The following is a 12,458-nucleotide window of genomic DNA, read 5'->3' as shown; positions in this document are numbered from 1 at the left end:
GGCTGCGGGTGAGCCCGCAGCCGTCGGAGGTTCAGGGCCGGTTTTCCGGCTGGCTGATGCCGGTCTTGCGCATCACATCCATGGTCTGTTCGCGCATCGCCGCGCGCTCGGCCACGGTCATGCAGACGGTCTGGGCGCGGTTGCTGCCAATTGCCGTCTCGCGGCGGCAGATGAGCCGGCTGTCTGCCTTGGCCTTGGCGAGAATGGTATTGACCAGCGTCTGGTCGCTGGCGACTTCCGCCTGGGCGGCCGGGTCCAGCGAGGGCAGCACGCCGTCGTCGCCAAGCTTCCCGCGGATCCGCGAAAGCGCATCGACGACCTGGGCACGGTCTGCCTGCTTAAGCTCGCTGTAGGTCTTGTTGTCCGCCAGTTCGGTCTGTATGCGATCGATCTGCGGAGCCAGTGGCTTGCCCGCGTCGATCATCGGATTCGTTGAAGCCGCATGGATCTGGCCGGTGAAGGCGAGTCCAAGCAGTCCTGTGGCAATAGCGATACGCAGCATCATCCTTCCGGTGGTTGGCGCATTGGTATGCGGGGGTTGCCGAGCATACTGATGCAGGCCTGTCCAGCGCTACCTGTCGCCATGCCCTTGCTTCACTGGCCGCCGGGAAATCCATGCTGGCGCCATGCCTCGAACACGACCACGGCGACCGAATTGGACAGGTTGAGGCTGCGGTTGTCCGGCTGCATCGGCAGGCGCAGGCGGTGGCCGGCGGGCAGGTTGTCGAGCAGGTCCTGCGGCAGGCCGCGCGTTTCCGGGCCGAACAGGAAGGCATCGCCATCGGCGAAGTGCACCGTGTCGTAGCGCACGCTGGCGCGGGTGCTCATGGCGAACAGGCGGTTGGGCGCGATGCGCGCCAGCGCGGTGTCCAGGTCCGGGTGGACCTGCATGCGCGCGTACTCGTGGTAATCCAGGCCGGCCCGCTTGAGCTGCCTGTCGCTGAGGTCGAAGCCGAGCGGTTCGATCAGGTGGAGCCGGGCGCCGGTGTTGGCGCAGAGCCGGATCACGTTGCCGGTATTGGGCGGGATCTCGGGCTGGTACAGCAGTACATGGAAAACGGGAGGAGCGGTCATCGGCGGAGTTTACGCCGTGGTTGTCTCGTTAGAACCTGTCCGCGCCGCTGAGGCCAATGGCGGGCGATGGTGCAGGCCGCGCGTCGTGCAGGGGCGGCACGGACAGGTCCGGATCGGGACGACGACTCACTTGGCGACCATCCCGTTGGCGACCTGGCCCAGGGTGTCGGTGGCCAGATCGGCGGCCAGCGTCTTGATCTGCTGGGCGTCCGGGCGAACGGTGATGGCCGGCAGCGAGACCATCCACTGGCCGATGCTGGCACCGATCGCCACCGGGGTGTGCGCGGCGAGCTGGGCGGCAGCCTGCTCGGCAGCCAGTTCGACGATCTGGCCGGCGGTCGGGCGCACCTGCACCGAGGACAGGGTCGGGATGGCGCTGCTGCGCTCGAGTTCGGCCTGGGCCAGCTGGTCAGCGGAAGGACGCACCTGCACGGTTTCCAGGGTGACGATATTGGCGGCATGCGCGGAGGCGGCAAAACCGGCGGCGAGGACGAGGGCGATGGCGAAGGTTTTGGTGTTCATGGCGGGCCTGCTTGGTGTGTGTGAACGGTGGTGTGGTAGTAAAGTAATACACCAAATCTCGAGATGCAAGGGATTTTTTGCTTTCCTTCGATTTGTTCAGCGTAAAGTCATTATTGCTTCGGTTGTGGCTGGTTGCTGGTATTACTCAAGCAGGATGCGTGCCAATCGCATCATTTTGATTTTCAAGGATATTTCTCATCGCCGGAGTGTCCGCTGTCCGGACGGTGTGGCCAGCGGCCGGCGTCCGCGGACAGCGGAGCGGCCATGGGCGTGTTGATGGTTCATTGCCGGCGAAGGGAATGCGTCGCCCGGAAGGAAGAGGTGTGGCGCAGGCAAGCGATGCGTCGGCGACCGGCAATAAAGACGTGCCTGGGCGGCTGTCACCCATGACGCATGGCGTATGCCGTCCGGTGGCATGCCGGTTAGGATCAGCGTTCACATTCATTGCTCAAGGAAAGTGGGATGAACGCAGCAACACCCAGGACCGCCCTTCTCGCCGCCGCGCTCGGCCTCGCCCTTGGCGGATTCGCCGGCGCGCCGCTGACCGCCGCGGCGAAGGCCCCGGCCGCCGCGCCGGCGGTGGATATCCCGTTCGAGGAGTTCACCCTGCCCAACGGCCTGCGCGTGGTGGTGCACACCGACCGCAAGGCGCCGATCGTGGCGGTCAACATCTGGTACCACGTCGGCGCCAAGGACGAGCCGTCCGGCCGCACCGGTTTCGCGCACCTGTTCGAGCACCTGATGTTCCAGGGCAGCGAGAACCACCATGGCGAGTTCTTCGAGCCCTTCAAGCAGGTCGGCGCCACCGACCAGAACGGCACGACCAACACCGACCGCACCAACTACTTCCAGAACGTGCCGACCACCGCGCTGGACATGGCGCTGTGGATGGAGTCCGACCGCATGGGCCACCTGGTCGGCGCGATCGACCAGGCCGCGCTCGACGAGCAGCGCGGCGTGGTGCAGAACGAGAAGCGCCAGGGCGAGAACCAGCCCTACGGCCAGGTGTGGGACAAGCTGACCCGCGCCCTGTACCCGGCCAGCCACCCGTACCACCACGGCGTGATCGGCTCGATGAACGATCTCAACGCCGCCTCGCTGGACGACGTGAAGACCTGGTTCAAGACCTGGTACGGCCCGAACAACGCGGTGCTGGTGCTGGCCGGCGACATCGACGTGGCCACCGCCAGGGAGAAGGTCGCCCGCTACTTCGGCGACATCCCGGCCGGCCCGACCATGGCCCAGCCCAAGGTCGACGTGGCCCAGCGCGCGGCCTCCACCCGCGAGGTGATGACCGACAAGGTGCCGCAGGCGCGCATCTACCGCGCCTGGAACGTGGCCCAGGTCGGCACCACCGACATCGACCAGCTGCAGCTCTTCGCCCAGGTGCTGGGCGGGGCCAAGTCCTCGCGCCTGGACCAGCGGCTGCTGCACCAGGACAAGCTGGTGGACAACATCGGCACCATGGTCGGTCCATCGCAGCTGGGCTCGAACTTCATCATCATGGCTACGGTCAAGCAGGGCGTGGACCCGGCCAGGGTCGAGGCGGTCATCGACGAGGAACTGAAGAAGCTGGTGGCCGAAGGCCCGAGCGCCGATGAGCTGGCGCGCGCCAAGACCGCGTTCCGCGCCGGCTTCATCCGCGGCATCGAGCGCATCGGCGGTTTCGGCGGCAAGGCCGACGCGCTGGCCGAATGCGCCGTCTACGAAGGCGACCCGGGCTGCTTCCGCACTTCGCTGGCCACCATCCGCAACGCCAATGCCGCCGACCTGAAGGCGGTCGGCGCCAGGTGGCTGGGCGTGGGCGACCACACCCTGGTGGTCGAGCCGGGCGAGCGCGTGGCGCTGGAGGAGCTGCCCTCGGGCAAGCCGGCGCCGTTCAACGTGCCGGCGGTCGATCCGAAGTACCGCGTGCTGCCCTCCCAGGTCGACCGCAGCGCGGGCGTGCCGCAGACCGCGACCTTCCCGGAGCTGAAGTTCCCGCAGCTGCAGCGCGCCACGCTGAAGAACGGCACGCGGGTGGTCCTGGCCGAGCGCCACGACGTCCCGGTGGTGCAGTTCAGCTACGAGTTCCCGGGTGGCTTCACCGCCGACCAGGGGCGCAAGCCGGGCACCGCCAACTTCACCATGGGCATGCTCGACGAAGGCGCAGGCAAGCTCGGTGCGCTGGGCTTCGCCGATGCCGCCGACGCGCTGGGCGCACGCATCGGCGCCGGCGCCTCGCTGGACGGCGCCAACGTCTACCTGTCGGCACTGAAGGAGAACCTGGCGCCGTCGCTGGCCCTGTATGCGGATGCGCTGCGCGCGCCGCGCTTCGACCAGAGCGAGATCGACCGCATCAAGGCCACCTGGATCGCCGGCATCAAGCAGGAGAAGGTCAACCCGAACGCGGTGGCGATGCGCGTGCTGCCGCCGCTGCTGTACGGCAAGGGGCATCCGTACGCGATCCCGTTCACCGGCAGCGGCGACGAGGCGGCGATCCAGGCGCTGGGCCGCGAAGACCTGGTGGCCTTCCACAAGGACTGGGTGCGCCCGGAGAACGCGACCCTGGTCGTGGTCGGCGACACCACGCTGAAGGAGATCGTGCCGCTGCTGGACCGCCAGCTCGGCGACTGGAAGGGCGATGGGGTGGCGCCGAAGGTGGGTGCGCCGTCCGCGGTCGCGCGTCCGGACAAGGCCCGCGTGTACCTGATCGACCAGCCCGGTGCGGTGCAGGCCAACCTGTTCGCCGGCGAAGTCGTGCCATCGACCATGGACCCGGGCGCGACCCGCTTCGACATCGCCAACGGCGTGCTCGGCGGCGACTTCACCTCGCGTCTGAACATGAACCTGCGCGAGGACAAGCACTGGTCCTATGGCGCGCGTTCGAGCGCCAGCGGCGCGCTGGGGCAGCGGCCGTGGATGGCGGTGGCGCCGGTGCAGATCGACAAGACCGGCGAGGCGATGAAGGAAATGCAGGCCGAGATCAGCCAGTTCGCCAGCGGCCAGCGTCCGCCGACGACCGAGGAGGTCGCCCGCATCCGCAACATCCAGACGCTGAGCCTGCCGGGCGCCTACGAGACCGCCTCGGCGGTGATGAACACCATCGGCGGCATCGTGCGCTACCAGCGCCCGGACGACTATGTGTTCAAGCGCAAGGCCGAGATCGAGGCGATGACCCCGGCGCAGGTGGCCGAAGCGGCGAAGACGCTGGATCCGTCGAAGCTGACCTGGGTGGTGGTCGGTGACCTCAAGCAGACCGAGGCGCCGGTGCGCGCGCTCGGCCTGGGCGAGGTGATCGTGATCGACAGCGACGGCAACCCGGTGCCGGCCGCCAAGTAAGGCATTGCCGTGGCCCGCCCTTCGCGGGGCGGGCCGCGGATCATCATCGATTCATCCATGAACGGCACAATCCGTTCCGATCTCCACAAGGACCTGTCCATGCGCGCTCTGATCCTTACCGCCCTGATTGCCAGCACCGCCGCCTGCACCTGGGTGCCGATCGAAAGCGGCGGCAAGTCGGTGCGGGTGCTGCCGGCCGGCCCGGTGGCGCCGGGCTGCGTCGCCAAGGGCGAGATCGTGGTGTCGGTCAAGAGCAAGGTGGGTTTCTACAACCGCAACCCGCTGCGCGTGCAGGAAGAGCTGGAAACCCTGGCGCGCAACGAGGCGCCCAGCGCCGGTGCCAACGCGATCCAGGCGTCGGCTCCGCCGGCGGACGGCAGCCAGCGCTTCAGCGCCTGGCAGTGCCGTTGACGCGGCCGCCGGCTCGCGCCAGCTCCTTCAACGGTTGCATTGAATGAGGGCGGTCGCGGACCGCCTTCCGTAGCGTGGCGATGCGCCGGCCGCGGGCGGCGTCCCGATCGAAGCGGCGCTTCGTCCCATGCGCTTTCTACCCGGCGATTTCCCGGCCATGTCCCGGCCCGGGGCGTTCCTGTCGTCGGCCTGCCGTCCTGCCGGAAGCTCCCGGCCGAAGCGCATTTCGTCTCGCCGCAGGCGGGGCCGCCTCCATACGCACGGCCCGAAAATCGTTAAAGATGCGTCAAGGGCGGCCAGCCGCTAGAATAGCGCCCCCTTCGCCTGAGTCCTGGCGCCTCCCGATGCCTTTCCAGAATGTCTCGATCGCGGGACTGGCGCATGTCGACGCGCCGCATACGCTGACCTCCAAGGAAATCAACGAGCGGCTGCAGCCGACGCTGGAACGCCTGGGCATCCGCGCCGACATGCTGGGCGATGTCGCCGGCATCCACGCGCGCCGCCTGTGGGACCAGGGCACGCAGGCCTCGGACGCGGCCACGATGGCTGGGCGCAAGGCGCTGGAAGATGCCGGCGTGTCCGCCGACCGCATCGGCCTGCTGGTCAACACCTCGGTCAGCCGCGACTACCTGGAGCCGTCCACCGCCTCCATCGTTTCCGGCAACCTGGGCATCGGCGAGGACTGCGTCACCTTCGACATCGCCAACGCCTGCCTGGCCTTCATCAACGGCATGGACGTGGCCGCGCGCATGATCGAGCGCGGCGATATCGACTACGCGCTGATCGTCGACGGCGAAAGCTCCAACCTGGTCTATGAAAAGACCCTGGAGCGCATGATGGCGCCGGACGTCACCGCCCAGCAGCTGCGCGACGAGTTCGCCGCGCTGACCACCGGTTCGGGCGCTGCCGCCATGGTGCTGGCCCGCGCCGAGCTGGTGCCCGACGCGCCGCGCTACAAGGGCGGCGTGACCCGCGCGGCCAACCAGTGGAACAAGCTGTGCGTGGGCAACCTGGACCGCATGGTCACCGACACCCGCCTGCTGCTGATCGAAGGCATCAAGCTGGCCACCAAGACCTTTGAAGCCACGCGCATCGCGCTGGGCTGGGCGGTGGACGAGATCGACCAGTTCGTCATCCACCAGGTCAGCCAGCCGCACACCAACGCCTTCATCAAGGCCTTCGGCATCGACCCGAAGAAGGTGATGACCATCTTCGGCGAGCACGGCAATGTCGGTCCGGCCTCGGTGCCGATCGTGCTGAGCAAGCTGCGCCAGCTGGGCAAGCTCAAGAAGGGCGACCGCGTCGCGCTGATGGGGATCGGTTCGGGCCTGAACTGCACCATGGCCGAGGTTGTCTGGTAACACCGGCACCCGCAGCGCCGCCATGGTCTGCCCGGCCGCACTGGCGTGAAACCCCGAAACGCCCGCAAGCAGCACTTGCGGGCGTTTTGCGTGGCGGCCCCCGCCCGCACTTCACCGGCCATCACCCCCGTGCCTTGCACGGGCGTGGGCTCGCCCCGTACGGGCTCTACGGGGGATGGCGTGTGCCGGGAGGGACAGGAACCTGCGCCGGATCGGAGAGGCCGGGGATGCAACCCCGGCCAAGGGTTCGGCGTCTGGGCAGGTCTGCCCGGCCCGCTCAGTTCAGCCCGCAGCACTTCTTGTATTTCTTTCCGCTGCCGCAGGGGCAGTCATCGTTGCGGCCGGGTTCCGCGTCGCGGCGGATCGGCACGCGCGGGGTCAGGGCGTCGACGCGGTGGCGGTTGAGGTCGGCCAGCATCGCCGGCAGCTCCATGGTGATGTCCAGTCGTTCGCGGTAGGTGACCTTGGCCGGCTGCGCCCCGGGGTTCTCCGGATCGATCCGTTCGCCGCTGGCCAGCTGGTCGAGCAGGTCGAAGATCTCCTCGATCCACTCGTGTTCGTCCAGCCACTTGTCCCATTCCGCTTCATGCAGCATGACCGCGGTGAAGAAGCCCAGCGCCCAGTCCCGGCCCACATCGAGCTCGGATTCGGCCAGGGCGTCCTCGGCCTGCTCCGGGTCTTCCGGCAGCCACATCAGCGGCGCGAGGTGGTCGGGCAGGTCCTCGCCCTCGAACCGCGCACGTGCGGCGCACATGTTCCAGTGGCCCATCAGCAGGTTCTGGACCTGGAGGGCTTCGTCCTCGTCGTTCCAGCGCGGCGCCTGGCCGCCCCAGACCTGCGGCTGCCATTGGCTGGGCGGCGCGGACGCCGGCGCAACCACCAGGGCCGAGAGGAAGCCGTCCAGCGCCTCGAGGTTGAGGCCCTTGAACGGCACCGCGCGCTGCTCAAGCAGGCTGGACAGCCGTTCGATCTGGTTGTCGTCGAGGAAGGGGGGAGGCGTGGACATGGCGGCCGCTGTCGTGGGGTGGGCGTGCATGGTAGTCGCAGCGGGTCCGGATCCCGCATCCGGGTGGATCGGGCCGGCAGCCGCAATCTTCCGCTTTTGCGGCATCCGGTGCCGACTGGTCCGGTCGTGGGGGTGCGCCGGATCAGCCGGTCAGCGCGTTGGCCACCCGCGCGCGCAATACCGGCAGCAGATCGTGTTCGAACCACGGGTTGCGGCTGAGCCACAGCCGGTTGCGCGGGCTGGGGTGGGGCAGCGGCAGCACGCCGCGCTGCAGGTGCTGTCGCCAGCCCTGCACGGTCTCGGTGAGCGTGCGTCCGCGGCGGTCGCCGAGCAGGCCGGCCTGGGCGTACTGGCCGATCGCCAGCGTCAGGCGCAGCTGCTCCAGCCGTGGCAGCAGCCGCGGATGCCAGGTGGGGGCGCATTCGGGCCGCGGCGGCAGGTCGCCGTTCCTGCCGGTGCCCGGAAAGCAGAAGCCCATCGGCACGATGGCGACCCTGGCCGCGTCGTAGAACACCGCCCGGTCGATCCCCAGCCAGCCGCGCAGGCGCTCGCCGCTGGGGTCGTTGAAGGGAATGCCGGTCTCGTGCACCTTGCGCCCGGGCGCCTGGCTGACGATCAGCAGGCGCGCCCGTGGCGAAGCCTGCAGCACCGGACGACAGCCCAGCGGGAGGTGGGTTTCGCACAGGCGGCAGGCGCGGACGCGCGTCATCAGGGCATCGAACGTTGCGCTCACGGTTGCTCCATCCTCGGCCGTTGCCATTGTGCCGCCATCGGCCGCAGGAGGGCCGGCAGGCGCATTGGCCTACAATGCGCGCCCAGTCCGCGATTGCGTGAAACCGCCGATGCAGTTCCCCGGTTACCCCGCCACCACCCACCGTTTCGAGGTCCGCCCGGGCCTGTCGATGAACTACATCGACGCGGGCCCGCGCGATGGCGAGGTGATCGTCATGCTGCACGGCAATCCGTCGTGGAGCTACCTGTGGCGGCACCTGGTCAACGGCTTGGACGACAAATACCGCTGCATCGTGCCCGATCACATCGGCATGGGCCTGTCCGACAAGCCGGACGACAGCCGCTACGACTACACCCTGCAGTCGCGCGTGGACGACGTCGCCGCGCTGCTCGACCACCTCGGCATCACCGGGCCGATCACGCTCGCCGTGCACGACTGGGGCGGCATGATCGGTTTCGGCTGGGCGCTGGCGCACAACGCGCAGGTCAGGCGCCTGGTCATCACCAACACCGCCTCCTTCCCGCTGCCGGCGGAAAAGCCGATGCCGTGGCAGATCGCCATGGGCCGGCACTGGAAGCCGGGCGAGTGGTTCATCCGCACCTTCAACGCGTTCTCGGCAGGCGCCTCGTGGCTGGGCGTGAGCCGGCGCATGCCGGCCGACGTGCGCCGCGCCTACGTGGCTCCGTACGACAGCTGGGACAACCGCATCTCCACCATCCGCTTCATGCAGGACATCCCGCTGTCGCCGGCCGACCGGGCCTGGCCGCTGCTGGAGCGCGCCGCCGCGGCGCTGCCGTCCTTCGCCGACCGCCCGGCGTTCATCGCCTGGGGCCTGCGCGACATCTGCTTCGACCACCATTTCCTGGCCGGCTTCCGCAGGGCGCTGCCGCAGGCCGAGGTCATGGCCTTCGAGGACGCCAACCACTACGTGCTGGAAGACAAGCACGAGGTGATCGTGCCGGCGGTGCGGGCGTTCCTGGAACGCAATCCGATCGACTGAGCCCCGGCGTGCTCCTGCTTCCGTAGGAGCGACTTCAGTCGCGATGGGGTCTTGCCGGCAAAGCCCTTTCGCAACTGAAGTCGCTCCTGCAGTGCGGGAGGCTTGGCGCCCTGTGCGACCGGCGAAGAGCCCCGCTTGAATCAAGGGCGCGCGCGCCGACAGGCGCGGAGGGATGGGGAGGACGATGAGCCGAGGCCCACGATCTACGCGGTGGCCGTGGGGCGGCGCAGCGCGGATTCGCGCTTACGCCGCGACAGGCGTGTTCGGTGGCGACGAAGGGCTGTTGCCGTTGTCGTCCGGGTGGTCGCCGTCGTTGTCCGCTTCGTCGCGCCAGCGCCAGTCGGCCAGGGTCAGCGGCGCCATGCCGTGGGCGATGCGCGCACGGTCGCACTGCGAACTGGCCTTGCCGTATTCCCATGACGCATCCACCTCGCGGCACACGCTGGGCCGGTTGGGGTGGATGCTGCAGCGCGAATACACGCCGATCTCCGAATCCAGCGCCACGCAGCGGATCGGGTCCGAATAGGTGCCGCGCATGCACAGGCGGTGCGCATCCAGGCGCTCGGTCAGTTCGTGCGGCACGCCACCCTCGGTGAACTCGTCCGATTCCATCCAGTGGAAGGCGACGCGGTACTGGGTGCAGCAGGCGCCGCAGGTGAGGCAGGGATGGAGCATGGCGGCCGGCCTTCGCGCGGCTGATATGGGCGGGGAAGCGGAAAATTTTCCACGCGCCGGGGCCGCGCGCAAGAATTTTCTTCAGCGGCGACAATAGGAAGATGAACGAACCGTGCAACATCGCCGCGCGCCTGCCCGAGCTGGCGCGCGAACGGCCCGACCAGGTCGCCATCCGCTGCCCGGGCCGGCGCGGCGCCGGCGGCATGGCCGCCTACGACGTCACCCTGGACTACCGCAGCCTGGACGCGCGCAGCGACGCCATCGCCGCCGGCCTGTCCGCCCACGGCATCGGCCGCGGCGTGCGCACGGTGGTGATGGTGCGTCCGGGGCCGGAGTTCTTCCTGCTGATGTTCGCCCTGTTCAAGATCGGCGCGGTGCCGGTGCTGGTCGATCCGGGCATCGACAGGCGCGCGTTGCGCCAGTGCCTGGACGAAGCGCAGCCGCAGGCCTTCATCGGCATCGGGCTGGCGCACGTGGCGCGGCTGCTGCTGGGCTGGGCGAAGTCGGCCAGGCGGCTGGTCACTGTCGGCACCCGCTGGGGCTGGGGCGGCACCACCCTGGCAAAGATCGAGGCCGCCGGGACCGGCGCCGGCAGCCAGCTGGCCGATACCGCGCCCGACGACGTGGCCGCGATCCTGTTCACCAGCGGCTCCACCGGCGTGCCCAAGGGCGTGGTCTATCGCCACCGCCATTTCGTCGGCCAGGTCGAGCTGCTGCGCAACGCCTTCGGCATGGAGGCCGGCGGCGTGGACCTGCCGACCTTCCCGCCGTTCGCGCTGTTCGACCCCGCGCTGGGCCTGACCTCGGTGATCCCGGACATGGACCCGACCCGGCCCGGCAGCGCCGACCCGCGCCGGCTGCACGATGCCATCGCGCGCTTCGGCGTGACCCAGCTGTTCGGCTCGCCGGCACTGATGCGGGTGCTGGCCGAGCACGGCCAGCCGCTGCCGACGGTAACGCGCGCGACCTCGGCCGGCGCACCGGTGCCGCCGCAGGTGGTGGCGAAGATCCGCGAGCTGCTGCCCGCACACGCGCAGTTCTGGACGCCGTACGGCGCCACCGAATGCCTGCCGGTGGCGGTGATCGAAGGCCGCGAGCTGGAGGACACCCGCGAGGCGACCGAGGCCGGCGCCGGCACCTGCGTCGGCCGCGTGGTGGCGCCGAACGTGGTGCGCATCATCGCCATCGACGATGCGCCGATCCCCGACTGGAGCGGCGCGCGCGAACTGCCCGCCGGCATCGTCGGCGAGATCACCGTGGCCGGCCCCACCGCCACCGACAGCTACTACAACCGCCCGCAGGCCACCGCGGCGGCCAAGATCCGCGAAACCCTGGCCGATGGCGGGCAGCGCATCGTGCACCGCATGGGCGACGTCGGCTGGTTCGACGACCAGGGCCGGCTGTGGTTCTGCGGGCGCAAGACCCAGCGTGTGGAAACCGCCACCGGGCCGCTGTACACCGAACAGGCCGAGCCGGTGTTCAATACCGTGCCCGGCGTGCGCCGCACCGCGCTGGTCGGCGTGGGCGAGTCGGGCAGGCAGTTGCCGGTGCTGTGCTACGAGCTGCTGCCCGGCGCCGATGCGGCGACGGTCGAGCCGCAGCTGCGCGCGCTGGCCGCGCGCCATCCGCACCTGGCCGGTATCTGCCACTACCTGCGCCATCCCGCTTTCCCGGTCGATATCCGCCACAACGCCAAGATCGGCCGCGAGAAACTTGCCGCCTGGGCCACGGGCTTGGTGTGAGGTAAAGCTAGCTCTCCCCAACCCTCCCCCATGCGCTGCGCGCAGGGGAGGGGATAGGAGCAGTTTGCCGTGTCCTGTCGGATTTGCCCCCTCCCTTTCGCCGCAGGCGAAGGGGAGGGTTGGGGAGGGGTAGCTTTTGCACCTGCTTTCCAATGGACTAAGACAAGCATGGACATGCTCCGTCGCCGCGCACGCCACTTGCGCAACAACGCGACCGATGCTGAACGCCACCTCTGGCTATTCCTTCGCAAGCGAAACCTTGCCGGCCATCGTTTCCGCCGGCAGATGCCACTGGCCGGCTATATCGCCGACTTCGTCTGTCCTGCGCTGAAACTCATCGTCGAACTGGACGGCGGGCAGCATCTCGAGCAGGCCGACTACGACGCACAGCGCACTGAAGTGCTAGAGGCTCTCGGCTACCGGGTGCTGCGCTACTGGAACGACGATGTGCTGGTGAGGACGGGGGACGTCTTGGAGGATATCCTGCGCGCTGTTTCGCAGAACAACGGCACCCCTCCCCAGCCCTCCCCTTCGCCTGCGGCGAAAGGGAGGGGGTAAAAGCCGCAGCATCGTGCATCCTTCCTCTTGCCGCAGGCGAAGGGGAGGGCTGGGG

The 12,458-nt window shown here is 68.9% G+C and carries 12 protein-coding genes; 6 read left to right on the top strand and 6 right to left on the bottom strand.

Features of this window, described 5'->3' with window-relative positions:
* Window positions 1-31: 31 nt before the first annotated feature.
* The 3 genes from QMX80_RS15520 to QMX80_RS15510 all read right to left on the bottom strand — a co-directional run bounded on the left by QMX80_RS15520 (window position 32) and on the right by QMX80_RS15510 (window position 1,596).
* Window positions 32-505, bottom strand: a complete 474-nt coding sequence (locus QMX80_RS15520; RefSeq protein ID WP_282277997.1) for a hypothetical protein — start codon at window positions 503-505, stop codon at window positions 32-34.
* An 89-nt stretch (window positions 506-594) separates the two neighbouring features.
* Window positions 595-1,074 (bottom strand): tRNA (cytidine(34)-2'-O)-methyltransferase, encoded by a 480-nt coding sequence (locus tag QMX80_RS15515; protein ID WP_282277996.1) that lies wholly within the window; start codon window positions 1,072-1,074, stop codon window positions 595-597.
* 126 nt (window positions 1,075-1,200) lie between these two features.
* Entirely contained in the window at window positions 1,201-1,596 is a 396-nt protein-coding gene (locus QMX80_RS15510; protein ID WP_055766952.1) for a hypothetical protein, read from the bottom strand.
* A 462-nt stretch (window positions 1,597-2,058) separates the two neighbouring features.
* Here QMX80_RS15510 and QMX80_RS15505 point away from each other — a divergent pair, with 462 nt between their 5' ends.
* The 3 genes from QMX80_RS15505 (at window position 2,059) to QMX80_RS15495 (ending at window position 6,689) form a co-directional block, all read left to right on the top strand.
* The gene (locus QMX80_RS15505) at window positions 2,059-4,917 is read left to right on the top strand and encodes a pitrilysin family protein (RefSeq protein ID WP_282277995.1); all 2,859 of its coding nucleotides are present in this window, start codon (window positions 2,059-2,061) and stop codon (window positions 4,915-4,917) included.
* A gap of 99 nt (window positions 4,918-5,016) precedes the next feature.
* Window positions 5,017-5,328, top strand: a complete 312-nt coding sequence (locus QMX80_RS15500) for a DUF4156 domain-containing protein (protein WP_055767406.1) — start codon at window positions 5,017-5,019, stop codon at window positions 5,326-5,328.
* 344 nt (window positions 5,329-5,672) lie between these two features.
* Complete coding sequence (locus QMX80_RS15495; protein ID WP_055766946.1) at window positions 5,673-6,689, top strand: 3-oxoacyl-ACP synthase III; 1,017 nt, start codon at window positions 5,673-5,675, stop codon at window positions 6,687-6,689.
* A 277-nt stretch (window positions 6,690-6,966) separates the two neighbouring features.
* On the opposite strand, the gene QMX80_RS15490 is transcribed toward QMX80_RS15495, so the two are convergent.
* Window positions 6,967-7,695 carry a UPF0149 family protein gene (locus QMX80_RS15490; RefSeq protein ID WP_282277994.1) on the bottom strand — a complete coding sequence of 243 codons (729 nt, stop codon included), beginning with the start codon at window positions 7,693-7,695 and terminating at the stop codon, window positions 6,967-6,969.
* A gap of 142 nt (window positions 7,696-7,837) precedes the next feature.
* On the bottom strand, window positions 7,838-8,404 hold the full coding sequence (locus QMX80_RS15485) for a uracil-DNA glycosylase family protein (RefSeq protein WP_282277998.1): 567 nt from the start codon (window positions 8,402-8,404) through the stop codon (window positions 7,838-7,840).
* A 133-nt stretch (window positions 8,405-8,537) separates the two neighbouring features.
* Here QMX80_RS15485 and QMX80_RS15480 point away from each other — a divergent pair, with 133 nt between their 5' ends.
* Window positions 8,538-9,428: an alpha/beta fold hydrolase gene (locus QMX80_RS15480; protein WP_282277993.1), complete on the top strand. Its 891-nt coding sequence runs from the start codon at window positions 8,538-8,540 to the stop codon at window positions 9,426-9,428.
* A gap of 243 nt (window positions 9,429-9,671) precedes the next feature.
* Here the strand turns inward: QMX80_RS15480 and QMX80_RS15475 are convergent, their stop codons facing one another.
* Window positions 9,672-10,103, bottom strand: coding sequence for a YkgJ family cysteine cluster protein (locus QMX80_RS15475; protein ID WP_055766933.1), 432 nt, complete (start codon window positions 10,101-10,103; stop codon window positions 9,672-9,674).
* A gap of 101 nt (window positions 10,104-10,204) precedes the next feature.
* Here QMX80_RS15475 and oleC point away from each other — a divergent pair, with 101 nt between their 5' ends.
* Together oleC and QMX80_RS15465 are read left to right on the top strand one after the other, a co-directional pair.
* Window positions 10,205-11,845, top strand: a complete 1,641-nt coding sequence (gene oleC, locus QMX80_RS15470) for an olefin beta-lactone synthetase (protein ID WP_282277992.1) — start codon at window positions 10,205-10,207, stop codon at window positions 11,843-11,845.
* 168 nt (window positions 11,846-12,013) lie between these two features.
* On the top strand, window positions 12,014-12,403 hold the full coding sequence (locus QMX80_RS15465; RefSeq protein ID WP_282277990.1) for a DUF559 domain-containing protein: 390 nt from the start codon (window positions 12,014-12,016) through the stop codon (window positions 12,401-12,403).
* The last annotated feature ends 55 nt before the right edge of the window (window positions 12,404-12,458 follow it).

Origin of the sequence: Stenotrophomonas sp. PS02297 (genome assembly GCF_029959705.1) — a bacterium.
Taxonomy (GTDB): Bacteria; Pseudomonadota; Gammaproteobacteria; order Xanthomonadales; family Xanthomonadaceae; genus Stenotrophomonas; species Stenotrophomonas nitritireducens.
Note: the sequence above shows the minus strand (reverse complement) of the source record. Positions and strands in the feature narration are given on the sequence as shown.